We start from the raw sequence: 26,989 nt of genomic DNA, 5'->3' as shown, positions 1-26,989 counted from the left end.
GAGCCGCCCTTCCTATTCCGGATGCCGGAATGGTAGTCAGTGATGGCTTTCGCCTATCACATCATGTCCATTCCGCCAGTTCAGCGCGCTTGACGCGCTGAACCATCTTAAATGATGGGCGGATTCATGAACGATGCTGTGAAAGGCCGTTGGCCTATCACATCATGTCCATTCCGCCCATGCCGCCCATGCCGCCCGGCATGCCGCCGCCAGCCGATTCTTTCTTCGGCAGTTCGGCGATCATGGCTTCGGTGGTGATCAGCAGCGATGCAACAGAAGCAGCGTTCTGCAGCGCCGTGCGAACGACCTTGAGCGGGTCGACGATACCCATGGCGATCATGTCGCCATATTCGGATGTCTGGGCGTTGTAGCCGAAGTTGTCTTCGTTCTTGTCGAGGACCTTGCCGACAACGATCGAGGCTTCGTCGCCTGCGTTTTCAGCGATCTGACGAACGAGCGACTGCAGGGCGCGGCGAACGATATTGATGCCGGCTTCCTGGTCGTCGTTTACACCCTTGACGGTGATCTTCGTGGAGGAGCGGAGCAGAGCGATACCGCCGCCGGGGACGATACCTTCCTGAACAGCAGCGCGGGTCGCGTTGAGCGCGTCGTCGATGCGGTCCTTCTTTTCCTTCACTTCGACTTCGGTCGAGCCGCCGACGCGGATGACGGCAACGCCGCCGGCGAGCTTGGCAAGGCGCTCCTGCAGCTTCTCGCGGTCGTAGTCGGAGGTGGTTTCCTCGATCTGGGCCTTGATCTGGGCAACACGGCCTTCGATGTCGGACTTGGCGCCCGAACCGTCGACGATCGTGGTGTTTTCCTTGGAGATCGAAACCTTCTTGGCACGGCCAAGCATGTCGAGCGTGACGGATTCGAGCTTGATGCCGAGATCTTCGGAGATGACCGTACCGCCCGTCAGGATGGCGATGTCTTCGAGCATGGCCTTGCGGCGGTCGCCGAAGCCAGGCGCCTTGACGGCAGCGATCTTGAGGCCGCCGCGCAGCTTGTTGACGACGAGCGTTGCGAGGGCTTCGCCTTCGACGTCTTCAGCGACGATGAGGAGCGGCTTGCCGGTCTGGACGACGGCTTCGAGAACCGGCAGCATCGACTGCAGGTTCGACAGCTTCTTCTCGTGGAGGAGAATGAAGACGTCTTCGAGGTCGGCGATCATCTTTTCCGGATTGGTGACGAAGTAGGGGCTGAGGTAGCCGCGGTCGAACTGCATGCCTTCGACGACTTCGAGTTCGGTTTCGGCGGTCTTGGCTTCTTCGACGGTGATGACGCCTTCGTTGCCGACCTTCTGCATGGCTTCAGCAATGTCGAGACCGACCTGCTTGTCGCCATTTGCCGAAATCGTGCCGACCTGTGCAACTTCTTCCGAGGTCGAGATCTTCTTGGCCTTGGCCTGGAGATCCTTCACGACGTCGGCAACAGCAAGATCGATGCCGCGCTTCAGGTCCATCGGGTTCATGCCGGCTGCAACGGCCTTGTTGCCTTCGCGAACGATCGCCTGGGCAAGAACGGTTGCCGTCGTGGTGCCGTCGCCGGCGATGTCGTTGGTCTTCGAAGCAACTTCGCGGACCATCTGGGCGCCCATGTTTTCGAACTTGTCTTCGAGTTCGATTTCCTTGGCGACCGAAACGCCGTCCTTGGTGATGCGCGGAGCGCCGAAGGACTTGTCGATGATGACGTTACGACCCTTGGGGCCGAGCGTGACCTTCACTGCATCGGCGAGAATGTCGACGCCGCGCAGCATCTTTTCGCGCGCGGTGCGGCCAAACTTGATTTCTTTAGATGCCATATTAGTAACTCCTGAATTCGAGTTGTTCGGGCAAAACGCCCGTCAGCCATTTCGGGAAAGCAGGTCGGCCGATCAGCCGATGATGCCCATGATGTCGGCTTCCTTCATGATCAGAAGGTCTTCGCCGTCGATCTTGACTTCGGTGCCGGACCACTTGCCGAACAGGATGCGGTCGCCAGCCTTGACGTCGAGTGCGACGACCTTGCCGGACTCATCGCGTGCGCCGGAGCCGACGGCGACGATTTCGCCTTCCTGCGGCTTTTCCTTGGCGGTATCGGGAATGATGATGCCGCCCTTGGTCTTGGCTTCGGACTCAACGCGGCGAACAACGACGCGGTCGTGAAGGGGGCGGAAGTTGGTGCTTGCCATTGTCTAATCCCTCGATCGAATGACATTCGCGGACCGGAGTGGCCCACATGGACAGATGTTAGCACTCCCTTGCGGTGAGTGCTAGCGACGAGCATTTAGGGATGGCTCCGAAAGGAGTCAATGAGAGCAGTCACGAATTTTTGTGCCGGAATTGTGAAGAGGCCTGAGAATAGTCTGAGATTGCGGCCGAAACGCCGGCGCGGCCGAACTTTGCCGAAGTCGTCCGCCGTCGGCGAGCTGCCGCTTCGGGATAATCGTCAAACCCCTTGCCGATCCGCACACTCGGATCGCCTTCGAGTTCTTCGCAGGAGCCGGGCAGCGAAGAAATTTCCTTGCCATCGCCTTGCGCCTTTGCAATGTCACCGGTGACTGAAGCAAATCGGGAAATCGGAATGGCCAAGCGGATAGAAAACTTCTCGGAGATATCAGGTCACTATGATGTGGTGCTCTGCGATGTCTGGGGCGTCGTTCACAACGGCGTCGATCCGTTTCCGAAGGCGGCCGCAGCCCTTGAAGCGGCGCGCGAGAACGGCGTCGCCGTCGTCCTCATCACCAATTCGCCGCGCCTTTCCTGGCAGGTGGTCGAGCAACTGCGCCAGATCGGCGTTCCCGACAGCGCCTATGACAGGATCGTCACCTCTGGCGACGTCACGCGCGGTTTGATCGCCGAAGGGCCGAAGACCGTCTTTCTGCTCGGCCCCGAGCGCGACAAAGCGCTACTCGAAGGCATTGGCGTCGAACGCCGGCCGGCGGGCGAAGCGCAATCGCTGGTCTGCACCGGCTTTTTCGACGACGAGACGGAGAAGCCGGAAGATTACACCGATATTCTTCTCGATTTCAAAGCCCGCGACGTGCCGATGATCTGCGCCAATCCCGACCTCATTGTCGAGCGCGGCCATCGCATCATCCCCTGCGCCGGCGCTATGGCCGCCTACTACCAGCAGCTCGGCGGCAGTACCCGCATCGCCGGCAAACCGCACCGGCCGATCTACAAGGCAACGCTTTCGGCGGCCCGCGAGCTTCGCGGCGATTTCCCGGTCGAGCGCGTCCTGGCGATCGGCGACGGCATGCCGACCGATGTGCGCGGCGCCTTGAATTACGGCCTCGACCTCCTCTACATCAGCGGTGGTATCCACGCCAAGGAATATACTCTCAACGGCGAGACCGACGAGGCGATCCTCAATGCCTATCTCGAACGGGAAAACGCCGCGCCGAAGTGGTGGATGCACCGCCTTGCATGAAGAGAAGCCAGCCGATGACCGTCTTCCACCGCAATGAAACCCGCGAACCCCTACCCGCCCATCTGAAGGGCGGCGTCATTGCTATCGGCAATTTCGACGGCGTGCACCGCGGCCATCAGTCGGTGCTGAACCGAGCGCTCGAAATCTCCAAGGCGCGCGGCATCCCCGCTTTGGTGCTGACCTTCGAGCCGCATCCGCGCACGGTCTTCCGGCCGCAGACGCCGGTCTTTCGGCTGACGCCGGCGCCCCTGAAGGCCCGCATCCTGGAAACGCTGGGTTTCAGCGCCGTCATCGAATATCCCTTCGATTACGAATTCTCGCAGCGCTCGGCCGATGATTTCATCCATTCGATCCTGAAGGATTGGCTCGGCGCCTCCGAAGTCGTCACCGGCTTCGATTTCCATTTTGGCCGCGGCCGCGAGGGCGGTCCCGCCTTCCTGATGAATGCCGGCAATACCTACGGCTTCGGCGTCACCCTGATCGATGCCTTCCGCGACGAAAACGCCGATGTCGTCTCTTCGAGCCATATCCGCGCGCTCCTCAACGAGGGCAATGTCAGCGAAGCCGCCGGCATGCTCGGTTACCGCTATACGGTGGAAGCCGAGGTGATCGACGGCGAAAAGCTCGGCCGCCAACTCGGTTTCCCGACGGCCAACATGCGCCTGCCGCCGGAGGTCGATCTTGCCGCCGGCATCTACGCCGTCCGCTTCCGCCGTCAGGACGGCACGCTCCACGACGCCGTCGCAAGCTACGGCCGCCGTCCGACGGTGACGGAAAACGGCGCGCCGCTGCTCGAAACCTATCTTTTCGATTTCAACGGCGATCTCTACGGCCAGCTCTGCTCCGTCTCCTTCTTCGGCTATATTAGACCTGAGCTGAAATTCGACGGCCTCGATCCGCTGGTCGCCCAGATCAAGCGCGACGAGGAAGAGGCGAGGGCACTGCTTGCGGGTGTTAAGCCGCTCGGCGCGCTTGATCGGAAACTCTGTTTTTCCTCAGCGCAATAGTCGGCTGTCGAAAGGATAGCGGATCGTTTTTTCGATTGTCAGGCGCGACGCGTCCGGATGACGTGGATTGACAAGGATATTCGCGGCCTCCGGCATGATTGCCGATGGGACGCGCAGGAGACAGAAATCATTGTCTTCCAGTAATTTGCTGCCACGGTCGCGCGTCAGGCTGGTCTGGTTGATCGCAGCAGGATCGATCCCGATATCGAAGACTTCGATGTCGTCCGGGCAATGGATTTTCAGGAGCTGAAAATCTCTCGGAATTTGATGCAGGTCGACCTGTACCAGAATTTCGAGGAGCGCAGTCGACGGGTGATCACAGCAATAGACGACGGGAATTCCCTGATGATGCCATCGTCCTGGTGCAAGCAGCCCGCCGCGTCCGGAAAGATCGGCATAATTCGAGATACGCCATAAGATCATCGCCTAGACGTAAATCCCGTGGTCGATCTGGTGCAGGGCCTGCTCGACGAGGCGGGCGCCGGTTTCCGATTCCAGTAGATCGATCGGGGTAATGCCGTCCATTCCGCGATTGGGCTTGCGCAGCCAATCGAACGCAACGGCTCTGTCGCCGAAAATGCGCTTAGCCATGTCCGCGATCCGCACGATTCGCAATGCGCCATCGTTTTCCTCGACTGTCAGCGGCTCGCCGTTCGCATTGCGTCTCGCCAGAGTTCGGCGCGGTGCGACGAAACGATATATTTCCTCCACGGAAAAGCCGAGCTCTGTCAATTTCAATGCCATCGCTCCGTCATAAACCTGCACGGAGCCGTGCGAAGCGATCTCGAGGCGCTCGCGTATGGTCATCGATTCTGATGTCTGAGGAAAACCGAGCATTGCCAATGACCTCTGTGCCACTTGCCCCTATATATATGAGCATTTGGCGCCAACTTCAATTGCTTCCGTTGTGGCAAGCCGGCCTCTTCCTTTTCCCGGCAAAAACGCCTATGAACCGGCGCGATGAAGAAATATCGGCTGGCAATGATGATGCGAATTATCGGCCCGGCCTTCCGCGCGCGCTAAGCGGCCGGAAGGTCCGGGTTTTTGGCGCTTGGATACGAGCGCTTCCGTCACCAGCTATTTCACGCCCGTTGCGCCCCTTCCTGGGCCGCCAGAAAACGATTGTCAGACATGACCGACACAGCCGAAAAGATCGACTATTCGAAGACCCTCTATTTGCCCGAGACCGATTTTCCCATGCGCGCCGGCCTGCCGCAGAAGGAACCGGAACTCGTCAAGCGCTGGCAGGAGATGGGTCTTTACAAGAAACTGCGTGCTTCCGCCGCCGGCCGCGAGAAATTCGTCCTTCACGATGGCCCGCCCTATGCCAACGGCAACATCCATATCGGCCACGCGCTGAACAAGATCCTCAAGGACGTCATCAACCGTTCGTTCCAGATGCGCGGCTACGACGCCAATTACGTGCCCGGCTGGGATTGCCACGGCCTGCCGATCGAATGGAAGATCGAGGAGAAGTACCGCGAGAAGGGCAAGAACAAGGACGAGGTCCCGGTCAATGAATTCCGCCGGGAATGCCGTGAATTCGCCGCCGGCTGGATCAAGGTCCAGGCGGAAGAGTTCAAGCGCCTCGGCATCGAGGGCGACTTCGACAATCCCTATACGACGATGAACTTCCATGCGGAATCGCGCATCGCCGGCGAACTTTTGAAGATCGCCGCAAGCGGTCAGCTTTATCGCGGCTCCAAGCCGATCATGTGGTCGGTCGTCGAGCGTACGGCGCTGGCCGAGGCCGAGGTCGAATACCAGGATTATGAGAGCGACACGATCTGGGTGAAATTCCCCGTCGTCGAAGGTCCGGCCGCGCTCAAGGATGCGTTCGTCGTCATCTGGACGACCACGCCCTGGACAATCCCCGGCAACCGCGCGGTCTCCTTTTCACCGCGCATCTCCTACGGCCTCTATGAAGTAACGGTCGCCGAGAACGATTTTGGCCCGCGTCCTGGCGAGAAGCTGATCTTTGCCGATAAATTGGCCGAAGAATCTTTTGCCAAGGCCAAGCTGCAATACAAGCGCTTGCGTGATGTCTCTGCGGCCGACTTCGCAGAAATGACCTGTGCCCATCCCTTCAAGGGTCTCGGCGACGGCTATGAATTCCTCGTGCCGCTGCTCGATGGCGACCACGTCACCGATGACGCCGGCACCGGCTTCGTCCACACCGCACCCAGCCACGGCCGCGAAGACTTCGATGCCTGGATGTCGGCTGTCCGCACGCTTGAGGCGCGCGGCATCGACACCAAGATCCCGTTCCCGGTCGACGACGGCGGCTTCTACACATCGGACGCTCCCGGCTTCGAGGGCGCCCGCGTCATCGACGACAACGGCAAGAAGGGCGATGCCAACGACCGTGTCATCAGGGAATTGATCGCCCGCGGCGCGCTCTTTGCCCGCGGCCGGCTGAAGCACCAGTATCCGCATTCCTGGCGCTCGAAGAAGCCGGTCATCTTCCGCAACACGCCGCAATGGTTCGTCTATATGGACAAGACCCTTGCCGACGGCACGACGCTGCGCTCGCGCGCGCTCGGTGCGATCGATGAGACGCGCTTCGTGCCGGCCGCCGGCCAGAACCGCCTGCGCGCCATGATCGAGGGCCGCCCGGACTGGGTGCTCTCGCGCCAGCGCGCCTGGGGCGTGCCGATCGCCGTCTTTGCCGACGATGAGGGCGAGGTTCTGGTCGATGAAGCCGTCAACGCCCGTATCCTCGAAGCCTTCGAACATGAGGGCGCCGACGCCTGGTTTGCCGAAGGCGCCAAGGAGCGTTTCCTCGGCAATGATCACGACCATTCCCGCTGGACCCAGGTCATGGATATCCTCGACGTCTGGTTCGACTCTGGCTCGACGCACACCTTCACGCTCGAAGACCGCCCGGATCTGAAGTGGCCGGCCGATCTTTATCTCGAAGGTTCCGACCAGCATCGCGGTTGGTTCCATTCGTCGCTGCTGGAATCGGCGGCCACCCGCGGCCGTGCGCCTTACAACGCCGTCCTCACCCATGGCTTCACCATGGACGAGAAGGGCGAGAAGATGTCGAAGTCGAAGGGCAACGTCACAGCCCCTCAGGAGGTGATGAAGGATGCCGGCGCCGATATCCTGCGCCTCTGGGTGATGACCTCGGATTATGCCGACGACCTGCGCGTCGGCAAGACGATCATCCAGACCAATGTCGATGCCTATCGCAAACTGCGCAACACCATCCGCTGGATGCTCGGCACGCTCGCACACGACAAGGGCGAGGAGATCGCGCTTGCCGACCTGCCGGAGTTGGAGCAGCTGATGCTGCACCGGCTGGCCGAACTCGACGAGCTGGTGCGTGAGAACTACGATGCCTTCGACTTCAAGAAGATCGCCCGCGCGCTGATCGATTTCGCCAATGTCGAGCTGTCGGCCTTCTATTTCGATGTCCGCAAGGATGCGCTCTATTGCGACGCGCCTTCGAGCCTGCGTCGGCGCGCCAGCTTGCACGTCATCCGCCAGATCTTCGATTGCATGGTGACATGGCTTGCCCCGATGCTGCCCTTCACCACGGAGGAGGCCTGGCTGTCGCGCAACCCGTCCGCCGTTTCAGTGCATCTGGAGCAGTTTGCCCCGGTTGCGAAGGAATGGCGCAACGATGCCCTGGCCGAGAAGTGGAAGAAGATCCGCGCCGTGCGTTCGGTCGTGACCGGCGCCCTGGAAATCGAGCGCAAGGACAAGCGCATCGGCTCCTCGCTGGAAGCGGCTCCCGTCGTCCATATCGCCGATCCGGAATTGCTGAAGGCGCTGGAAGGCCAGGACTTCACCGAAGTCTGCATCACCTCGGCAATCGAGATCAAGGCCGGCGAAGGCCCAGCGGATGCTTTCCGCCTAGCTGAGGTGCCTCAGGTCAGCGTCGTGCCGAAGCTTGCAGAGGGTGAAAAATGCGCCCGCTCCTGGCGCATCACCAGGGATGTCGGTTCTGATCCGGAATATCCCGATGTTTCGGCCCGCGACGCTGCTGCCCTTCGCGAACTCGCCGCGCTCACGTGAAGAATATTGCCGGGTGAATTGCGCTTTCGCGGTTCATCCGGTAAAAGCTGCCTGAAAATGGCCGGATTTTTGCGTCAGGGGGACGGTTGTCCGATTGGGCGACGATTGCACCGGCTGGGCTGGAAGGGTTTTCATGTTAGCAACGCATTGGTTCCGTATGGGCGCCTGCCTGTCTGTTGTCGTGGCGGGATGTTCCCTGGTGTCCGGTTGCGCCAGCAGCCCCACCTACGGCACCGACAAGACCGCCATGGAACAGTTGACCGACGATCTCGGCCAGTCCGTCTCGTTGACCGGTCCGGACCCGAAGAACAAGGGCGTCAAGTACACGCCGCGTCCGACGCTGGTGCTGCCGGCGCAGGCGCAGAAGGAGACCCTCGTTGCGCCGCAGCAGACGGTCGCCAACAAGGACAATCCGCAATGGCTGGAATCGCCGGAGGAGACCCGCGCCCGTCTCGTTTCGGAAGCCGACGCGAATTCGGACAATCCGAATTACCGCTCGCCGCTCGCAAGCTCTGCGATCGAAGGCGGCCGGCGCACGACGGAAGAACAGACCAAGGCCTATCGCGAAGCCCGCGCCTTGCAGAAGGGCTCCTATATCGATCAGCGCCGCTATATATCGGATCCGCCGCCCGGCTACCGCACTGTCGACGATCCAGCAAAGCTCGATGATGTCGGCGAGCCCGAACTCAAGAAGCAGAAAAAGCGCAAGAAGGATGCAGCTGTCGCCAACACCGGCAAGCAGTGGTGGAATCTCCTGCAATAAGGGCTCTCGGCGCGTAGGCACTGCTGTTCGGTTGGTTTAAATGTCGAGCAGCCCCTCATCCGGCTGCCGCCACCTTCTCCCCGCTTGCGGGGCGAAGGGACATGCCGCACCGGTTTCCTCAATCTCAACGCCGCGTTTGGCACGTCCCCTCGCCCCGTTATTACGGGGAGAGGGTTAGGGTGAGGGGCAGCCATTGGCGCGACCCAGACGGTCGTGGCGCGAGGCCGAAGATGACGCCGCCGCGCCCAGGTGCCCGGACTACGGCGCCTCTCTCTTTTGCGAAAAGAACCTTCGCAGCATATCGGCCGATTGGACCTCGTTGAAACCGGAATAGACCTCCGGAGCGTGGTGACAGGTCGGTTGCGCATAGAATCGCACGCCATTGTCGACGCCGCCGCCCTTCGGGTCCTCGGCGCCGTAATAGAGCCTGCGGATACGCGCAAACGAGATGGCTGCTGCGCACATGGTGCAAGGCTCCAGCGTCACGTAGAGATCGGCGCCGACAAGACGTTCCTGCCCGAGCGCTTCGCAGGCGAGCCGGATCGCGGCGATTTCGGCATGCGCGGTCACGTCTTTCAGCTCGCGCGTGCGGTTTCCGGAGCGTGAAACGGCAATATCGTCGACAACGACGACGGCGCCGATCGGTACCTCGCCGCGTTCTCCGGCGGCACGCGCCTCTTCGAGGGCCATCTCCATGAAACGATTTGTCTTCACGATCGCAAGAATTTCCACTTAACCGCAGATGCGTGACCTGATAGACAGGCCGAAAAGGCAGGCAAACAACAAATGACACCCAAAGACAAGCCAAAACGCCCGGGCGCAAAGCCCTTTTCACGGGGCACCGGGCCGAAGCCGGGCGATGCGAAGCCAGCAAAGGCTGCAGCCGCACGTCCAATCGCGGCCGAGACCGACGGCGAGGCCAAGGCCGAACGCATTTCCAAGGTGATGGCGCGCGCCGGCGTCGCCTCCCGCCGCGACATTGAACGCATGATCATGGAAGGCCGTGTGACGCTGAACGGCGGGGTTCTCGAAACTCCCGTCGTCAACGTCACGCTCGCCGACCGCATCGAAGTCGACGGCGTGCCGATCCGCGGCATCGAGCGGACCAGGCTGTGGCTCTATCATAAGCCCACCGGGCTGGTGACCACCAATGCCGATCCGGAAGGCCGGCCGACTGTCTTCGACAACCTACCGGAAGAACTGCCGCGCGTCATGTCGATCGGCCGGCTCGACATCAATACCGAAGGCCTGCTGCTTTTGACCAATGACGGCGGTCTCGCCCGGGCGCTCGAGCTGCCGGCGACCGGCTGGCTGCGACGTTACCGGGTCCGCGCCCATGGCGAGATCGATCAGGACGCGCTCGACAAGCTGAAGGACGGCATCGCCGTCGACGGCGTGCTCTACGGCTCGATCGAGGCGACGCTCGACCGCACACAAGGCTCGAACGTCTGGATTACCATGGGTCTTCGCGAAGGCAAGAACCGCGAAATCAAGAACGTGCTCGGGGCGCTCGGTCTCGACGTCAATCGCCTGATCCGTATTTCCTATGGCCCGTTCCAGCTCGGCGACCTGCCGGAAGGCCATGTCGTCGAAGTGCGCGGCCGCACGCTGCGCGACCAGCTCGGCCCGCGCCTCATCGAGGAAGCCAAGGCGAATTTCGACGCGCCCATCTACAATGCGACGGCGGTTGCCGCCGAGGAAGAGGCGGAGCCGGCAGCACCGGAAAAGCGCGAACGGCCGCGCCGCGACGAGGACAAGCGCGAACGGGCGCTGAGCCGCCTCGACACCAAACGCGACGACCGCCACGGCGGCGCGCGCAGAGACGACGATCGCCGTGACGGCGGCCGCCGGGACGACGAGAAGCCGAAGCGTCCCCAGCCGCTCGGCCAGCGCCGCAGCGCCAATGTCTGGATGGCGCCGGGCGCCCGGCCGCTCGGCGAAAAGGCCGCGGCGAAAGCTGCCAAGAATGCGCAGACCGCACGCAAGCGCGGCGAGCAGCCGCCGGCAAAAGGCACTGGTTTCGATCGCATCGAAGATCGCCCGCGCACCCAGGTGAACCGTGTGCGCGAAGAGGATGGCGAATGGATCCGCTCGAGCGAAGAGCCCCGCCGCAAGGATGAGGGCGAGGGCTTCGGCCGCAAGCGCGGCTTTGGCGATCGCTCCGCCCGCGAAGACCGCGGTTCTGGCGACCGCCCGGCGCGCGGCGACCGGCCGTTCGGTGATCGTCCCTCGCGTGGAGATCGTCCCTTCCGCGACAAGCCGCGGGGTGATCGCAAGCCGCGTGCGGATGGTGACGAGCGGCCTCGGGCGGCGAGAAGCTCCGCCGGTGAGGGCCGTTCGGAGCGTCCGCGCGGCGACCGGCCGTTCGGCGATCGTCCCTCGCGTGGAGATCGTCCCTTTGGCGACAAGCCTCGCGGTGATCGCAAGCCGCGTGCGGATGGTGACGAGCGGCCTCGGGCGGCGAGAAGCTCCGCCGGTGAGGGCCGTTCGGAGCGTCCGCGCGGCGACCGGCCGTTCGGCGATCGGCCGTCGCGTGGAGACCGGCCCTTCGGCGACAAGCCACGTGGTGATCGCAGGCCGCGCGAGGAAGGCGACGAACGTCCGCGGGCAGCCAGAAGTTTTGCCAGTGAGGGCCGCTCCGAGCGTCCGCGCGGCGAGAGATCGTTCGGCGACAAGCCTTCTGGTGACAAGCCCCGCGGCAAGAGCTTCGCGGACAAGCCCGGCGGGCCTAAGAATTTTTCCGGCAAGCCGAAAGGCGCCAAGCCGGGCGGTGACAGGCCGGGCGGCGACAGGCCTGCGGGCGGGCCGTCCAGAGGTGGTGCTAAAGGAAAAGGAATGACGCGCGGTGCGGATCGTCGGCGGTGAGTTTCGCGGACGGCCTCTCGCCGTGCCAAAATCCAACGAGATTCGGCCGACTGCCGACCGGACGCGCGAGAGCCTGTTCAATATATTGAGTCATGCCTATCCGGAATGCGTCGATGGCACCCGGATCCTCGATCTTTTTGCCGGAACCGGCGCCGTCGGCCTCGAAGCGGTTTCACGCGGCTGTCGCCATGCGCTCTTCGTCGAAAACAGCGTCGAGGGCAGGGCGCTGCTCTGGGAGAACATCGATGCGCTCGGCCTGCACGGCCGCACCCGCATCCTGCGCCGGGATGCGACCGATCTCGGCAGCGTCGGCAATCTCGAATCCTTCGACGTGCTCTTTGCCGACCCGCCCTATGGCAAGGGTCTCGGCGAAAAGGCGATGGCGGCGGCGGCCGAAGGCGGCTGGCTGCGGCCAGGCGCCATTGCGGTGCTCGAAGAACGCGCCGATGTTGTCGTTTCCGTCCATCCTTCCTATGTTTTCCTCGAGAGCCGCATCTTTGGCGATACGAGGGTGCATTTCTTCCGATATCAGCCGCAATAAGCGGGGGCGGGCGTGCAGCAGGCAGAGATCATCAGCCCGAAATTGCCTGCGATCAGCGATGTGCCGACGGTCGCAGTCGCTTTTGGCGGCGGCGGTGCGCGTGGGCTTTCCCATATCCATGTCATCGAGACGCTCGATGAACTCGGCATCCGCCCGGTGGCGGTATCAGGCTCGTCGATCGGCGCGATCATGGCGGCCGGCATGGCGGCTGGCATGTCCGGCGCCGAAATCCGCGAACATGCGCTGACGACCGTCGGCAACAAGACGGCGGTCGTCGCTCGCATCTGGGGCCTGAGGCCGGCGACGGTGCGCGATGCGGTGGCCAAGGGTATCCGCATCGGCCAGTTCAACCTGGAGCGGATCCTGAAAGCCTTCCTGCCGTCCGAGCTGCCGGCCCGCTTCGAGGATCTGCTGGTCCCGATGAAGGTCATCACCACGGATTATTACGGCCAGTGCGAAGTCATCATCGAACAGGGCGAGCTGTTTCCGGCACTCGCCGCCTCTTCCGCCATCCCCGCCGTCTTCATGCCGGTGCGCCTGCGCGACCGCGTGATGATCGACGGCGGCATCAGCAATCCGGTGCCCTATGAATGCCTGATGGATCTTGCCGACATCGTCATCGGCATCGATGTCGTCGGCGCGCCGGAAGGTGACGGCACCCATATTCCGAACCGCATGGAGAGCATCTTCGGTTCCGGCCAGCTGATGATGCAGACGGCGATCTCGCTGAAGCTGAAGCTTCGCCCGCCGCATATCTTCCTGCGCCCGACGGTCGGCCGCACCGGCGTCATGGATTTCCTCAAGGCCCGCGAAGTCCTCGCCATGTCCGTCGGCGTCAAGGACGACCTGAAATTCGCCCTTGACCGGGAAATCGAGGCTCGGCTGAAGAAATAATGCTCCATTCCTTCGTCTAAGCGTCCGCCGCTGCATCCACGGTTCCAGCTAGCGGGTCGTCCTCGAAGGGATCGGCAGCGCGCTTCGGCTTGACCAGCGGTTCGGGGCGGACGGGGTGGGAAAACAGCATGTCGCGCCCGGCCTGCAACCCTTCGGACACCTGCAGCACCAGGCGCGCCTCATCGCGCTTGCGGATATCCTCACCGATCTCATAGGCATCAACCTCGGAAACGCCGAGCGCCTCCAGTGTTCGCCGTCCGAAGAGCAGCCCCGATTCCAGCGTTTCACGCAGCTCGTAGTCGACGCCCTTGTTGCGCAGTTCGATTGAGTGGATGCGGTCGTAGGAGCGCACGTAGAGCCGCGTGTGCGGATAGTCGGCCTGCACCAGCTCTACTATCTTGTCGGTGAGTTCCTTCTTCTGCGTGCAGACAAGCACGATCTTTGCCCGGTCGATGCCGGCCGAGCGCAACACGTCCTTGCGGGCGCCGTCGCCGAAATAGATGCGAAAGCCGAAGGAGGAGGCCTGGCGGATGCGGTCGGCCGAAAAATCGATGACGGTGACGCTGCGCCCGCCGGCAAGCAGGATCTGGGCGGCGATCTGGCCGAAACGGGAGAAGCCGACCATCAGCACGTCGGCGCCCGCGCCTTCGAAATCCTCGTCCAGTTCCTCCTGTTCGTCGCCGTTGAGCAGCCGCTTCGAAAGGGCCGCCCCGATCGGCGTCAGCGCCATCGACAGCGTGACGATTGCGATCAGCAGCGAGGCGGTGCTCGTCGACATCAGCCCGGTCGTACCTGCTGCGGTGAACAGCACGAAGCCGAATTCGCCGCCCTGCGGCAGCAGGAAGGCGATGCGGATCGCATCGTTGTGCGGGGACCCCGAGATCCGGCAGAGCCCATAGATGACGATCGCCTTCACGCCCATGATGATCGGCACGGCGATGATGACGAAGAGCGCGTTGTCAGCGAGGACGTCGAGTTCCAGCGACAGGCCGACGGCGATGAAGAAGATGGCGAGCAACACGCCGCGGAACGGCTCGATATCCGCCTCCAACTCGTGCCGATAGGAGGATTCGGCAAGCATCACGCCGGATAGGAAGGCGCCCATCGCCATCGAAAGCCCTGCAAGCTGCATCAGGCTCGCCGATCCCATGACGACGAAGAGGGCTGCGGCGATCATCGCCTCGCGCGCGCCGGTGCGGGCGATGATCTGGAAAAGCGGCGTCAGCAGGTAGCGCCCCATGACGATCATCGCCGCAACCGCGCCGACGGCGACGGCGAAATCGAAGAGCGGCGCGTTGTTGCCCTTGTCGCCGCCGTCGAGGATGGTGATCAGCGCCAGCAGCGGCACGATCGCCAGGTCCTGGAACAGTAGCATCGAAAAGGAGCGCTGCCCGTATCTCGTATTGACGTCGCCGTCGCCCTCGAGGATCTGCATGGCAAAGGCCGTCGAAGACAGCGCCAGGCCGAAGCCGGCAATGATGCCGCCGCGCCAGTCGAGAACCTGGGAAAACCAGGCAAGTGCAGTCAGCGCCAGCCCCGTCACCACCACCTGCGCCGTGCCGAGGCCGAAGATGTCGCGCCGCATCTGCCAGAGGCGGGTGGGTTTCAACTCCAGCCCGATGATGAAGAGCAGGAAAACGACGCCGAGTTCGGCGACGGCGAGGATCTGTTCGCCATCGGTAATGCCGTGGAAGACCGGGCCGATGACGATGCCCGCGGCGAGGTAGCCGAGCACCGTGCCGAGCCCGAGTTTCTTGAAGATCGGCGCGGCGACCACCGCGCCGCCAAGCAGCAGGATCGTTTCGGAAAAAAGGGCATTGGGCGCTGACATGCTGGCAATTTCTTTCAACGGCGGGGAGCAAGCAAGCAGCCCCGACAAAGAATCGGCGGCGGCGGCCTTGATGCTTTGGAGAGTGCACAATAAATGGAAGCCGAAGGAAAGGCCAAATCATGTCCTCTGAAATTGATTCCTCGACACTTCTTTCCCGCGCAAGTCAATTGATCGATCTGGCAAGGAAGGCAGGGGCCGATGCCGCCGACGCTGTCGTCGTCCGGTCGCGCTCGCAATCGGTCAGCGTCCGCCTCGGCAAGGTCGAGGGCACGGAATCCTCCGAAAGCGACGATTTTTCCCTGCGCGTCTTCATCGGCAAGCGTGTCTCCAGCGTTTCGGCCAATCCGGGCTTCGATCTCCAGGCGCTGGCCGAACGCGCCGTCGCCATGGCCAAGGTTTCCCCGGAAGACCCCTTCGCCTGCCTTGCGGATGAGGCGAGCCTTGCGAAATCCTATCCCGACCTGCAATTGCTCGACACCACCGAGGTCTCCTCCGAGAAGCTGCGCGAGGCGAGCCTTGCCGCAGAAGCAGCCGCCCTTGCGGTCAAGGGCGTCACCAATTCCTCCGGCGCCGGTGCGTCGGCCGGCATGGGTGGCCTCGTTCTTGTCACCTCGCACGGTTTCGAGGGCAGTTACATGGCCTCGCGTTTCGGCCATTCCGTCAGCGTCATCGCTGGCGAAGGCACCGGTATGGAACGCGACTATGATTTCGACAGCCGCCTCTATTATGCCGAGCTCGACGACCCCGCTGAAATCGGCCGTCGCGCCGGCGAACGGGTGATCAAGCGCATCAATCCGCGCCAGGTGCCGACCGGCAAGGACGTCACTGTGATCTTCGACCCACGTGTCGCCCGCGGCTTCATCGGCCATATCGCCGGAGCGATCAATGGTGCTGCCGTCGCCCGCAAGTCCAGCTTCCTGCGCGACAAGATGGGCCAGCAGGTGCTGAAATCCGGCCTGTCGATCACCGACGATCCGCTGATCGTGCGGGGACCCTCCTCGCGGCCCTTCGATGGCGAGGGCGTGTCCGGCGAGCGGCTGGTGATGATCGAGGACGGCGTCTTGAAGCACTGGTTCCTCTCGACCTCGACCGCGCGCGAGTTGGGTCTGGAGACCAACGGCCGCGGCGTGCGCGGCGGCACTGCCGTCTCGCCCTCCTCCACCAACCTTGCCCTGGAGCCGGGCGACATCTCGCCGGAGGAACTGATCCGCAGCATCGGCAACGGTTTTTACGTCACCGAATTGATCGGCCACGGCGTCAACATGATCACCGGCGAATACAGCCGCGGTGCCACCGGCTTCTGGATCGAGAACGGCGAACTCACCTTCCCGGTCTCCGAGGTGACGATCGCCTCGAACCTCAAGGAGATGTTCATGCGCCTGACGCCGGCAAACGACATCGACCGCAAATTCGGCGTCGCGGCCCCCACCTTCGCCATCGAAGGCATGACGCTCGCAGGGCGCTAGAGCATGTCTCGCAAAAGTGTGCAGCGGCTTTGCGATAAAGACATGCGGAAAAGCAAAGACCTAAAGCACGGCAAGCATATGTGAAAGACTGCGACGCGCTTGAGAGCATGATGCCGAAAAGTGTGAGCGGTTTTCGGGCGACGTCATGCTCTCACTATTGAATTGAGAAACGGATTGACGGGATGAGCGACGTGGAAAAGGCCCGCTGGCAGAGCGATCTCGCGCTGATCTCCGATGCTGCGAAAGAGGCGGGCGCCGTCGCTTTCAGCTTCTTCAACCAGTCGCCTGAAGTCTGGTGGAAGAATAAGGATCGCTCTCCCGTCAGCGCCGCCGATTTCGCCGCCAACAAGACTCTCGAGACCATCCTGCGCAAAGCCCGGCCGGATTATGGCTGGCTGTCGGAAGAAACCGAGGACGATGCCGACCGTCTCTCACGCGAGACGCTGTTCATCATCGATCCGATCGACGGCACGCGCGCCTTCCTTGGCGGCCAGAAGGTCTGGTGCGTCAGCGTCGCGGTGGTTCATCGCGGCCGGCCGGTCGCCGGTGTGCTCTATGCCCCGGCGCTCGAGGAGTTTTATGAGGCGGTCGAGGGCGGCGTGGCGCTGAAGAACGGCGTCCCGTTCACCGTCTCGGCCGCCGGACCGGAAGAGATGAGCCGCCTTGCGATCGGCGAAGACCTGCTGAAGGCCTTCCCATCGGAGTTTCGCGACCGGGTCACGCGCGAGAAATACATTCCTTCGCTCGCCTATCGCATCGCCATGGTGGCGGACGGTCGTCTGGAAGGCACCTTCGTCAAGGGCAATTCACATGATTGGGACCTTGCCGCCGCCGATCTGATCCTCGTTTGCGCCGGCGGCGGTCTCGTCGACCTCGAAGGCAGGCCGATCGTCTACAACCGCGCCGATGTCACCCATAAAGTCCTCTGCGCGGCCCCGACGCCCCGCCTTGGCGAATTCCTCTCGGCCTTTGCGGGACGACGAGACAGTTGACGTTTTCGTCAAAATCCCGCAGATGGGGTGGCGGAGGAGAATAGGCAGAAAGAGAACAAAAAATGACTGAATCCGGTGACAAGAAGCAGCTTTTGCATCTCGTTTTTGGCGGCGAACTGGAAAGCCTCGATGACGTCCAGTTCCGTGATCTGCAGGGTCTCGATATCGTCGGCATTTTCCCGGATTATGCCTCGGCGCTGACAGCCTGGAAGGCGAAGGCGCAGCAGACGGTCGACAATGCGCATATGCGCTACTTCATCGTCCACATGCATCGTCTCCTTGATCCGCAGGAAAAGGCCAAGGGCAACTGACCTCGACAAGTGCTGCCGGCCGACCGCTCGGCGAGCGGGGTTTTCGTGCATCGGACGCCCGTCGATCCGGATTGTTTGACGCATTCTGAACAAATTGATCGGTCATTGCGGCCGCAACGATAATGAGGGAATGGGTTTGATGTCGATCGCTTTGGATCGGAGGCTGGCGCAATGAGCTCCCGAATGGCGCGGTTCGGTCTGAGCGCATATCGTCTGGCGGGAACCGTTGCCTCTCCTGTTGTCGGCCTTTATCTCCACTACCGCACGGCCAAAGGCAAGGAAGACCGCGCGCGCCGCCTGGAGCGCTTCGGCTATCCGAGTGCCAACCGGCCGCAGGGTCCGCTCCTCTGGTTCCACGCCGCAAGCGTCGGTGAAACCAATGCCGTCATCCCGCTGATCCGCGAAATCCGCCGCCGCGACATCCATGTCGTCCTGACGACCGGCACCATCACATCCGCCAAGCTCGCTGCCGAGCGCCTCGGCCAGGAAGCGATCCATCAATATGTACCGCTCGACCTGAAGCCCTCCGTCAGCCGTTTCCTCGACTATTGGCAGCCCGATTGCGCCATCATCGCCGAGTCCGAGATCTGGCCGGCAACGGTGCTGGAGCTTGGCCGCCGTCGCATTCCGCAGATTCTGATCAATGCCCGCATGTCGGACCGCTCCTTCGCCCGCTGGCGCCGCCGTCCGGCGATCGCCGAAGCTTTGTTCGAGAATCTCGCCCTGGTCATCGCCCAGTCGGATGTCGATGCTGAGCGTTTCCGCGATCTCGGTGCTGTGCCCGTCATCACCTCGGGCAATCTGAAGGTCGATACCGACGCGCCTCCTTATGACAGCGCTGTCTTCGCCCGCTATAAGAAGCAGATCGGCGAGAGAAAGACCTGGGCGGCGATCTCGACCTTCGACGGCGAGGAGAACGCTGCCGCCATCGTTCACCGGGCGTTGAGGGAGCGCGACGGTCAGTTGACGATCATCGTGCCGCGCCATCCCGAGCGTAGCGACGAGATCGAGGCGGCCCTGGTCAAGCAGGGGCTGAAGGTCGCCCGCCGTACCCGCGACGATGTCTTGTCCGCCGATGTCGATATCTTCCTCGGCGATACGATCGGCGAAATGGGCCTCTATTTGAGACTGACGGAAATTGCCTTCGTCGGCCGCTCGCTCTTTGCCGAAGGTGGCCAGAACCCGCTGGAGCCCGCCATGCTCGGGTGCGCCATTCTCTCCGGCGGCCATGTGCAGAATTTCCGCGATGCCTATCAGAAGCTTGCCCGCAGCGGCAGCGCCCGCATGGTGCGCGACACCGAAATGCTGGCCAAGGGCGTGCATTACCTGCTGACCAATGACGGAGCCCGCCGCACTATGATCGAAGCCGGCATCACCGCCGTGCACGAGATGCGCGGCGCGCTGACTGCGACAGTCAAGGGGCTGGAACCCTATATCAATCCGCTGACGGTGAAGGCGCGGTTGCTGCCCAAGGCCGCGGCCCAGGTCTGAGGAGCGAACATGTCGGCTGTGGCGCCTATCAAAGGCATCCTCTTCGATAAGGACGGCACACTGCTCGACTATGATGAGAGCTGGCTGCCGGTCAACCGCGAGCTTGCCCGCATCGCCGCCCAAGGGGACGAGCTTCTCGCCAACCGGCTGCTTTCGGCCTGCGGTATGGATCCGGTGACCGGCCACATCATTCCCGACAGCCTGCTTGCCGCCGGCAATACCCGCCAGATCGCTTCGGGCCTCGTTGCGGCGGGCTCGATGGTCGATGTCGACGAGTTGACGGTCCGCCTCGACGAGCTCTTTTCCAGCGCCGCCGAATTTTCCGTGCCGGTGACCGACCTCGCCGGTTTTTTCGCCCGGCTGCATCGGCGCGGCTTCAAGCTCGGTGTCGCCTCCAGCGACAATGAACGGTCGATCCGCCAGACGGCCGAACGCTTCGGTTTCGCCCGCTATGTCGATTATATCGCCGGCTATGACAGCGGTTTCGGCGTCAAGCCGGAGCCGGGCATGGTGCTCGGCTTCTGTGCCGCGACCGGTCTTTTGCCTGAAGAGGTCGCCATTGTCGGCGACAACAATCACGATCTGGACATGGGTCTGAATGCCGGCACTGGCCTGCGGATTGCGGTGCTGACCGGCACCGGTTCGCGGGAGACGCTGACCGCTGCGGCCGATCATGTGCTCGACGATATCACCGCCATCGAGACCCTGCTGGCGGACCTGCAGCCGGCCTGACGGGTAAGGGCTTGCATTTTTTCAGGTTTTGGCTTCTCAATTCCTCCGTCGAGAAGCAGGGGACTGGCTGTGACTAGAGCAATTCCATCAAAAGTGTACTGCGGTTTTGCGTCCGGGATTGCGCAAGAACAAAAGTGATAGAGCATTGCCGTGATTCGAAGAAAAACGGAAATACTCTAGCCGGGCAGGGGAGCGGGACGGCAAGATGATATCCGAAGCGCCGCCGTTCTGGTGGAGGAAAGCCGATTGGCGGGCCTGGCTGCTGCTGCCGCTTTCTTTTCTCTATGGCCGTATCGCCGGCCACCGCATGGCCCATGCGCGCCGCGCCTCCGTTCCCATTCCGGTCATCTGCGTCGGCAATTTCACCGTCGGAGGCGCCGGCAAGACGCCGACGGCGCTGACGATCGCTCGCGCCGCCAAGGCGAAGGGGCTGAAGCCCGGCTTTCTCAGCAGGGGATACGGCGGCTCGCTCGATGTGACCACCGTGGTCGATCCCGATCATCACTGGGCGATTGCCGTCGGCGACGAGCCCTTGCTGCTTGCCCAGGAAGCGCTGACGGTGATTTCCCGCCGGCGCGTCGAAGGGGCTCAGCGCCTGGTGGCGGAGGGCGCCGATCTCATCATCATGGATGACGGGTTCCAGAGCGCCCGGCTGGCGATCGATTATGCCCTGCTCGTCATCGACGCGACGCGCGGCCTTGGCAACGGCCATATCGTGCCCGGCGGCCCAGTCCGTGCTCCGGTCCGCCAGCAGCTCCGCTCTGCGACGGCGCTGCTGAAGGTTGGCGGCGGCAATGCCGCCGACAGGATCGTCCGTATGGCGGCGCGCGCGGCAAAGCCCTATTTCACCGCATCGCTGAAAGTGCGCGGCGACAATACGCTGGCCGGCAGCAAGGTGCTTGCCTTCGCCGGCATCGCCGATCCCACCAAATTCTTCCGCACGGTCGAATCGCGCGGCGCCGAAATTGTCGTCGCCAAGTCCTTCGGAGATCACGAGCACCTGACCGAAGAGGAGATCGACGACATTCTGACGACCGCGGAGAGTCAAGGTCTCCTGATCGTCACCACCTCCAAGGATTTCGTCCGCCTTTCCGGCCATCACGGCAAGGCGGCGCGGCTCGCCGAAAAGAGCCGGGTGATTGAGGTCGACATGGTCTTCGAGGATCACCTCGCCGCCAGCCTCATCATCGACCGGGCGATCGCCGCCTGCCGCGAGCGACGGCTGCGGGAGATCAAGGCCGGGATTAAATCGATTCCGGGAAAGACTGAGCCGCTCTAACAAGCTGCTGCAAAACGTCTCGTCCTGCGCACATCCGTATATGCAATGCGATCACGCGATCGAGTGAAGCAAAGTTTCGCGGGCGGAAGTCAGATGCAACCGGTATGCGCGATCGATCAACGCGATATTGCGGCTTTCGAGGGCTTCGATCAGCGCGAGATGTTCACTAATGGCGACCTCATTCCGCGCGCGTTCATCACGCTTGTTCCACTGATAGTGATAGTGGAAGACCATGGCTATCACGTCTTGGAAGCTTTCGATAAAGCGGTTTGGCGCCACTGCCGTAATCAGCCGGTGGAAGCGGCTGTCCAGCTCCGAGAAATCCTGAAACCGAGCGTCGATATCCGCGAGCAGTTCCAAATGTGCCGCCCGCATGGATTGGATCTGTTTCCAGAGGGGCGACCCGTCGGGCAGGGCAGCGAAAAGCCGTGCGGAGCGCATTTCGAACATCTCTCTGATCTCGAACAGTTCGAGTGCGAAACTGGCTGTGAACCCTTTAAAAACCCAGCCTGCATTCTGACGCTTCTCGATCAGGCCATATTTCTGAAATCGATTGAGGAACTCACGGACGATCGTTGTCGCGACGCCGAATTTCCGAGCTAATTCCGTCTCATTGATTTCTGTACCCGGACAGGCATCGCCGCGCAGCATCCATTCCATGAAGCTCGTCTCGACCTGTTCCGAAATGGCCAAGGTCTCTTCCTTCGGATAGCGCTCTATCTGCTGCGGTTGTTCACCTATAATCCGCCTGTGCGCTTCAGATATGATGATCCCACGTGCGGACATCCCGGCCAGCACCTTCCGCACCGTTGTTCTGCTCACGCCAAGCTGGGCGCGCAGTGCATTTTCAGACGGCAATTCCTCCCCAAGATCGAGCGTCCGAATGATATCGATCATGTCATTGAATGCCCGCTTGAAGGTCGTATCCGTTCGCATGGCACAACTCCTGGCATGGTTACTTATCCATAAAAAACAAGTTGACGCACGTGTATCATATGTTTCTTATGTATAAAAAACGGGGGAGGCTAGGGGAATTTGGAAGACTCCGGGATTCTGCCTCAGAATTCGTCGCGGCCTGGTGGTTCGCAGGATGCAGCCTTCCATCCGAGACAATCCGGCATCACGTTGGGGCTGAGGCTATTGAGCCTAGGCCCTCTGTTGATCCTGATTATGCTCATCGCCGTCGTCAGTTTGATCACGCCGGCGTTTCTAAAGCCCGTTAATCTCGGAAACATCTTGGCGCAGACAGCAGTGATTGCTGTTGTGGCAATGGGGCAGCAGCTCGTTATCTTGACTCGCGGGATTGACCTGTCTGTCGGCTCGAATCTTGCGCTAGCAACAGTCATCGGCGGACTTGTCTACCAGCAGGTCGATTCCTCGGTCGTCGTCATTATGGCGATGCTGCTTGCCGGTGCTGCTATCGGTGCGGTCAACGGCCTGGTCTTTGTCTATGGCCGGCTGCCACACCCCTTTATCATTACACTTGCGACCTTGAGTATCTGCCGCGGCCTGGCACTTACATTGGCGCCCGGCCACACCACCATGCGCGGGATGCCCGATGCAGTGACTGCAATCGGCGGCGGTACGACGCTTGGTGTGCCCAATTCCTTCTTTGCCGTTGCGATGTTCGGGCTTCTTTTTCTGATCCTGACGAAGTCGATGGTCTTTGGCCGATGGGTCTATGCGGTCGGCGGCGCGCCGAATGCCGCCAGAAGCATGGGTATACCGGTAAAGGGCGTTCTGCTCGCGACCTACATTATTTGCGGCCTTTGTGCAGGTGTCGGCGCGGTGCTGCTTGCAGGACGAACCGCCGCCGCCTCGCCAATCTACGGCAATCTTTTGGAGCTCGACACGATTGCTGCGGTGATTATCGGCGGCGCCAGCTTCCTTGGCGGACGAGGCCATCTCGGCCACGCCCTGATCGGCGCCGTGCTGATCGGCGTCATCCGCAACGCCCTTAACCTTCTCGGGGTCGACGTGTTCTTCCAAATGATCGCGATTGGGCTGGTCATCGTCATCGCCGTAGAGGCCGACGTGCTTCGTAACCATCTCGAGGCGCGCGCGCGTGTGCTTCAATCGGCGAGAGTGCAATGAACCCTGCATCGACCACACCGGCACTTTCGGTTCGAAACGCCCAGAAGCGCTTTGGCGCCATCCATGCCCTGAAAAATGTAAGCTTTGATGCCTATGCGGGTGAGGTAACCGCTCTCTTGGGTGACAACGGCGCCGGCAAGTCGACACTCGTCAAATGCATCAGCGGGCTTCATAGTCTCGACGAAGGAGAGATCCTCGTGGATGGTGCGCCCGTATCGCTCCATTCAACGGCCGCCGCCCGCCGCGCCGGTATTGAAACCGTCTATCAGGATCTGGCGCTTTTCGACAACCTGACCCCGGTACAGAATTTCTATTGCGGACGAGAAATCTCTTTCCCCTCCTGGCTGCCGCGTCCGCTCCGCTTCCTCAACACGGGCGCGATGAAGCGGGAGGCAGCAGGTGTCATCGATCGCCTGAAGGTTAAACTGCCGAGATTCGACGCGCCGGTCGCGCTGATGTCTGGGGGGCAGCGGCAGGCGATCGCGGTCGCGCGTGCCATTGTTTTTGCGCGCAAGCTGGTGGTCCTTGACGAACCAACGGCCGCCCTCGGGCTTCGCGAGTCTCGCCAGGTTCTTGACCTTATCCATCAGCTCAAGGCCGACGGCAATGCCGTGATCATCATCACGCACAACATGGAACATGTCGTCGAAATCGCCGATCGGGCGGTTGTGCTGCGGCAGGGTCGCAAGGTGGGTGAACTGAAGCCGACGGAAGCGAACAAGCAGGACCTTGTCGCGATGATTGTCGGCGCCGAGGCTTAAGGGAGATCGCTGCTTCGTTGGGGCAGCGGACAACGAGATCGCTCTAGAGGAGGGCGGTCGAAACATGGGAGGTCTATCATGAAACCGCAATCCCTGCTGGGAGCTCTTGCGCTTCTGGCCGTCGCTGCAGTGCCGGCCTTGGCGCAGGAGCCGGTCAAGCTCGGCTTTATAACCAAATTCCCTGTACCATTCTTCGCAACAATGGAGAACGCCGCCAAAGATTATGCGAAGAGAAATCCCGGCGTTGAGATCATCTACGGGCAGGGCACATCAGCAACCGACATCGAGGGCCAGATTGCACAGATCAGATCCATGGTGACACGAGGCGTGCAGGGCATTGCCCTCACGCCCGTCGATCCTACCGTGTCGACTGCGCTGGACAAGGCGGTGGCGGCCGGCGTCAAGGTCGTGCTGATGGATAACAACATTCCGGATTGGAAAGGCAGGACGGCGCTTGCCACGACCAATAATTTCGCTGCGGGCAAAATCGCCGGCGAATATCTCAAAACGGTTCTTAAAGCCGGCGATACGCTCGGGATTCTCGAGGGCGTGCCCGGTGTGCCGGCGCTTGATGACCGCGTAAACGGTATGCTTGAAGGGCTGAACGGCTTTGATGTCAAGATCGTCGGGAAAGGCGCAACAAACTGCACCGAGGAGCTTGGGATCAGTGTCGCCGAGGATCTGCTGACGAAAAACCCGGATCTCAAGGCCATTTATGCCGCTTGCGGCCCACCCGCTGCTGGCGCGGCGCGCGCAATCAAGAACGCTGGCACTGCCAATGACAAGATTGTGCTGGTCGGTTTCGATTTCTGCTGCGGCGAAGAGGAAGCGCTGAAGAGTGGAGTCGAGGATGCGTCGGTGGCGCAGTTCCCCACCAAGATGGCCGAACTCGGTGTGGATGCGCTGGTAAAATCGATTCGCGGAGAGAAGGTTGAGTCTTTGATCGATTCCGGCGCTGCGCTCGTGACGCCTGAGAATATGGCGAAGTTCAAGTGAACCGTTGCCCCATGTCGATCGCGTACGCGGGGAGTCAAACCTCCCCGCTGTCGGGAATGATATCGTCGAGCCTTGCGGCCCGGAGCCACGTTGGCCAGCCGATACGGGCGTTGTCGTGGATGAGCCTATGGTTTTTCAAGTCGCCGGGTAACCGGAGCGGATATTCTCCCTGGAGCAGCTCCGGGCTGCAGACCGGAGAACCATCACAGCCAGAACCTCCGACGCAGATGGCAGCAGCTAGAGCGGGATTGTTTTAGTCGGAATCGGAACAGGGATTCCCTTTCTGGTGCAAATCAGATTCACCATTCTGGCCGGTGCAGGAGGCCGGTCTGGATGGCGAAACCTTTTTCGGATGATCTTCGGGAACGCGTTGTTGGCGCAGTAACGCGCGAGGGCCTGTCGTGTCGAGCGGCGGCAAAGCGCTTCGGCATTGGCATCAGCACCGCGATCGACTGGGTCCGGCGCTTGCGTGAGACGGGCAGCGCGGCTCCCGGCCAGATGGGCGGGCACAAGCCACGGGCGATCTCAGGTAAACATCGGGTCTGGTTGATCGATCGCTGCCACATGCAGGCGTTCACCTTGCGCGGGTTGGTGGCGGAACTCGGAGAGCGCGGCCTGAAAGTGGATTACAGCGCCGTCCGGACCTTCGTGCATGAGGAAGGGCTGAGTTATAAAAAAGACGTTGGTCGCCAGCGAGCGCGAGCGGCCCGATGTTGCCGCCCGGCGGGCGCGCTGGCTGAAGCATCGCCATCGCATCGATCCATCTCGCCTTGTCTTTATCGACGAAACCTGGACGAAGACGAATATGACGCCGCTCAGGGGCTGGGCGCCGCGCGGCGAACGGCTGTTGGGCCATGCGCCCTTCGGCCACTGGAATACCATGACTTTTGTCGCAGCCCTCAGGGCCGACCGCGTCAGCGCACCGTGGATCATCGACGGCCCGATCAATGGCGAACGCTTTCGCATCTATGTCGAGAGGGTGCTGGTACCGGAGCTCAAACCCGGCGACATCGTCGTCATGGATAATCTCGGCTCGCACAAGGCCGGCGCTATCCGTGCCGCCATCCGCAAGGCCGGCGCCAGATTGTTCTTCCTGCCGCAGTATTCCCCCGATCTCAATCCGATCGAAAAACTCTTCGCCAAGATCAAGCACGAGCTGCGCAAGGCGCAGGCTCGAACCCGACAGGCCATCGACGACGCGCTGGCAGCCACCCTTCAAACCGTCTCGCCGAAAGAGTGCCAAAACTACTTCAAGGAAGCCGGATATGAACGGACATAAAACAATCCCGCTCTAGAGCCTTTCCGGGCTAGATTGAAGTATTCTGTTGGCTCAAACGGAGTCGGATGGTCGACCGGCCGGCGCGCGTCGTAGCCAAGCTCTACGGCCAAGCCGGCCGGTCGATCAGCCGGCCCGTTTCAGCCAACCCGAAGGGCCGGGCATCTTTCCGCCAGGATCAGAGGCGATCGGCTCGGACGTACCAAAAGGTATGCCCTTCGCCAATCGCCTCTGCCCTGACGAAAACCTGCTCCGG

The 26,989-nt window shown here is 61.8% G+C and carries 25 protein-coding genes; 17 read left to right on the top strand and 8 right to left on the bottom strand.

Annotated elements, in window-relative coordinates:
* Window positions 1–157: 157 nt before the first annotated feature.
* The 3 genes from groL to ACS4RR_RS22385 all read right to left on the bottom strand — a co-directional run bounded on the left by groL (window position 158) and on the right by ACS4RR_RS22385 (window position 2,570).
* Window positions 158–1,801, bottom strand: coding sequence for a chaperonin GroEL (groL, locus tag ACS4RR_RS22395; RefSeq protein WP_017967179.1), 1,644 nt, complete (start codon window positions 1,799–1,801; stop codon window positions 158–160).
* A 72-nt stretch (window positions 1,802–1,873) separates the two neighbouring features.
* Window positions 1,874–2,170 (bottom strand): co-chaperone GroES, encoded by a 297-nt coding sequence (gene groES / locus ACS4RR_RS22390; RefSeq protein WP_003545797.1) that lies wholly within the window; start codon window positions 2,168–2,170, stop codon window positions 1,874–1,876.
* Window positions 2,171–2,300: 130 nt separating this feature from the next.
* The gene (locus tag ACS4RR_RS22385; protein ID WP_456189416.1) at window positions 2,301–2,570 is read right to left on the bottom strand and encodes a hypothetical protein; all 270 of its coding nucleotides are present in this window, start codon (window positions 2,568–2,570) and stop codon (window positions 2,301–2,303) included.
* Here ACS4RR_RS22385 and ACS4RR_RS22380 point away from each other — a divergent pair.
* Both ACS4RR_RS22380 and ACS4RR_RS22375 read left to right on the top strand, forming a co-directional pair.
* The gene (locus ACS4RR_RS22380) at window positions 2,563–3,411 is read left to right on the top strand and encodes a TIGR01459 family HAD-type hydrolase (RefSeq protein WP_456189415.1); all 849 of its coding nucleotides are present in this window, start codon (window positions 2,563–2,565) and stop codon (window positions 3,409–3,411) included. The two genes, ACS4RR_RS22385 and ACS4RR_RS22380, sit on opposite strands and share 8 nt — an antisense overlap.
* Window positions 3,412–3,425: 14 nt before the next feature.
* Window positions 3,426–4,418, top strand: coding sequence for a bifunctional riboflavin kinase/FAD synthetase (locus ACS4RR_RS22375; protein ID WP_222385837.1), 993 nt, complete (start codon window positions 3,426–3,428; stop codon window positions 4,416–4,418).
* On the opposite strand, the gene ACS4RR_RS22370 is transcribed toward ACS4RR_RS22375, so the two are convergent.
* Together ACS4RR_RS22370 and ACS4RR_RS22365 are read right to left on the bottom strand one after the other, a co-directional pair.
* A complete protein-coding gene (locus tag ACS4RR_RS22370) occupies window positions 4,407–4,841 on the bottom strand; it encodes an RES family NAD+ phosphorylase (protein ID WP_260110194.1) in 435 nt (144 codons plus the stop codon). The two genes, ACS4RR_RS22375 and ACS4RR_RS22370, sit on opposite strands and share 12 nt — an antisense overlap.
* A 3-nt stretch (window positions 4,842–4,844) precedes the next feature.
* A complete protein-coding gene (locus ACS4RR_RS22365) occupies window positions 4,845–5,225 on the bottom strand; it encodes an Xre family toxin-antitoxin system antitoxin (RefSeq protein WP_260297902.1) in 381 nt (126 codons plus the stop codon).
* Between the two features lie 324 nt (window positions 5,226–5,549).
* Between ACS4RR_RS22365 and ileS the strand changes: the two genes are divergently transcribed.
* Entirely contained in the window at window positions 5,550–8,441 is a 2,892-nt protein-coding gene (ileS, locus tag ACS4RR_RS22360) for an isoleucine--tRNA ligase (RefSeq protein ID WP_260110195.1), read from the top strand.
* A gap of 133 nt (window positions 8,442–8,574) precedes the next feature.
* Window positions 8,575–9,204 (top strand): hypothetical protein, encoded by a 630-nt coding sequence (locus ACS4RR_RS22355; protein WP_017962987.1) that lies wholly within the window; start codon window positions 8,575–8,577, stop codon window positions 9,202–9,204.
* Between the two features lie 258 nt (window positions 9,205–9,462).
* Here ACS4RR_RS22355 and ACS4RR_RS22350 read toward each other — a convergent pair whose 3' ends face one another.
* Window positions 9,463–9,900 carry a nucleoside deaminase gene (locus tag ACS4RR_RS22350; RefSeq protein WP_260111099.1) on the bottom strand — a complete coding sequence of 146 codons (438 nt, stop codon included), beginning with the start codon at window positions 9,898–9,900 and terminating at the stop codon, window positions 9,463–9,465.
* A gap of 90 nt (window positions 9,901–9,990) precedes the next feature.
* Between ACS4RR_RS22350 and ACS4RR_RS22345 the strand changes: the two genes are divergently transcribed.
* From ACS4RR_RS22345 to ACS4RR_RS22335, 3 genes are read left to right on the top strand one after another with little or no spacing between them, the layout of a single operon-like run.
* Window positions 9,991–12,069 (top strand): pseudouridine synthase, encoded by a 2,079-nt coding sequence (locus tag ACS4RR_RS22345; protein WP_260110197.1) that lies wholly within the window; start codon window positions 9,991–9,993, stop codon window positions 12,067–12,069.
* Window positions 12,050–12,610 (top strand): 16S rRNA (guanine(966)-N(2))-methyltransferase RsmD, encoded by a 561-nt coding sequence (gene rsmD, locus ACS4RR_RS22340; protein ID WP_017962990.1) that lies wholly within the window; start codon window positions 12,050–12,052, stop codon window positions 12,608–12,610. The genes ACS4RR_RS22345 and rsmD overlap by 20 nt, the downstream gene beginning before the upstream one ends.
* 12 nt (window positions 12,611–12,622) lie before the next feature.
* Window positions 12,623–13,504, top strand: a complete 882-nt coding sequence (locus tag ACS4RR_RS22335) for a patatin-like phospholipase family protein (RefSeq protein WP_260110199.1) — start codon at window positions 12,623–12,625, stop codon at window positions 13,502–13,504.
* Window positions 13,505–13,520: 16 nt separating this feature from the next.
* Here ACS4RR_RS22335 and ACS4RR_RS22330 read toward each other — a convergent pair whose 3' ends face one another.
* Entirely contained in the window at window positions 13,521–15,335 is a 1,815-nt protein-coding gene (locus ACS4RR_RS22330; RefSeq protein WP_222385755.1) for a monovalent cation:proton antiporter-2 (CPA2) family protein, read from the bottom strand.
* 119 nt (window positions 15,336–15,454) lie between these two features.
* Here ACS4RR_RS22330 and ACS4RR_RS22325 point away from each other — a divergent pair, with 119 nt between their 5' ends.
* The 6 genes from ACS4RR_RS22325 to lpxK all read left to right on the top strand — a co-directional run bounded on the left by ACS4RR_RS22325 (window position 15,455) and on the right by lpxK (window position 21,606).
* A complete protein-coding gene (locus ACS4RR_RS22325) occupies window positions 15,455–16,801 on the top strand; it encodes a TldD/PmbA family protein (protein ID WP_260110200.1) in 1,347 nt (448 codons plus the stop codon).
* A 182-nt stretch (window positions 16,802–16,983) separates the two neighbouring features.
* Window positions 16,984–17,793 carry a 3'(2'),5'-bisphosphate nucleotidase CysQ gene (locus ACS4RR_RS22320; protein ID WP_260110201.1) on the top strand — a complete coding sequence of 270 codons (810 nt, stop codon included), beginning with the start codon at window positions 16,984–16,986 and terminating at the stop codon, window positions 17,791–17,793.
* Between the two features lie 62 nt (window positions 17,794–17,855).
* Entirely contained in the window at window positions 17,856–18,104 is a 249-nt protein-coding gene (locus ACS4RR_RS22315) for a DUF4170 domain-containing protein (protein ID WP_170276689.1), read from the top strand.
* A gap of 171 nt (window positions 18,105–18,275) precedes the next feature.
* A complete protein-coding gene (gene waaA, locus ACS4RR_RS22310) occupies window positions 18,276–19,595 on the top strand; it encodes a lipid IV(A) 3-deoxy-D-manno-octulosonic acid transferase (RefSeq protein ID WP_260110202.1) in 1,320 nt (439 codons plus the stop codon).
* A gap of 9 nt (window positions 19,596–19,604) precedes the next feature.
* Window positions 19,605–20,327: an HAD family hydrolase gene (locus ACS4RR_RS22305; protein WP_260110203.1), complete on the top strand. Its 723-nt coding sequence runs from the start codon at window positions 19,605–19,607 to the stop codon at window positions 20,325–20,327.
* 205 nt (window positions 20,328–20,532) lie between these two features.
* Entirely contained in the window at window positions 20,533–21,606 is a 1,074-nt protein-coding gene (gene lpxK / locus ACS4RR_RS22300) for a tetraacyldisaccharide 4'-kinase (RefSeq protein WP_260110204.1), read from the top strand.
* 51 nt (window positions 21,607–21,657) lie between these two features.
* Here lpxK and ACS4RR_RS22295 read toward each other — a convergent pair whose 3' ends face one another.
* Complete coding sequence (locus ACS4RR_RS22295) at window positions 21,658–22,542, bottom strand: GntR family transcriptional regulator (RefSeq protein ID WP_260110205.1); 885 nt, start codon at window positions 22,540–22,542, stop codon at window positions 21,658–21,660.
* Window positions 22,543–22,641: 99 nt separating this feature from the next.
* On the opposite strand from ACS4RR_RS22295, the gene ACS4RR_RS22290 reads away from it, so the two are divergent.
* The 4 genes from ACS4RR_RS22290 to ACS4RR_RS22275 all read left to right on the top strand — a co-directional run bounded on the left by ACS4RR_RS22290 (window position 22,642) and on the right by ACS4RR_RS22275 (window position 26,736).
* Window positions 22,642–23,700: an ABC transporter permease gene (locus ACS4RR_RS22290; protein WP_260110206.1), complete on the top strand. Its 1,059-nt coding sequence runs from the start codon at window positions 22,642–22,644 to the stop codon at window positions 23,698–23,700.
* On the top strand, window positions 23,697–24,461 hold the full coding sequence (locus ACS4RR_RS22285; RefSeq protein WP_170262434.1) for an ATP-binding cassette domain-containing protein: 765 nt from the start codon (window positions 23,697–23,699) through the stop codon (window positions 24,459–24,461). Before ACS4RR_RS22290 ends, ACS4RR_RS22285 begins: the two co-directional genes overlap by 4 nt.
* Window positions 24,462–24,539: 78 nt before the next feature.
* On the top strand, window positions 24,540–25,457 hold the full coding sequence (locus tag ACS4RR_RS22280; RefSeq protein ID WP_456189414.1) for a sugar ABC transporter substrate-binding protein: 918 nt from the start codon (window positions 24,540–24,542) through the stop codon (window positions 25,455–25,457).
* A 333-nt stretch (window positions 25,458–25,790) separates the two neighbouring features.
* A protein-coding gene (locus ACS4RR_RS22275; RefSeq protein ID WP_222282285.1) for an IS630 family transposase occupies window positions 25,791–26,736 on the top strand; the annotation gives its coding sequence in 2 pieces (ribosomal slippage) (window positions 25,791–26,129 and window positions 26,131–26,736; 945 coding nt in all).
* The last annotated feature ends 253 nt before the right edge of the window (window positions 26,737–26,989 follow it).

This window comes from Rhizobium zaerense, assembly GCF_051810725.1.
Lineage (GTDB): Bacteria > Pseudomonadota > Alphaproteobacteria > Rhizobiales > Rhizobiaceae > Rhizobium > Rhizobium leguminosarum_I.
This window is presented reverse-complemented; position numbering and strand designations above follow the sequence as displayed.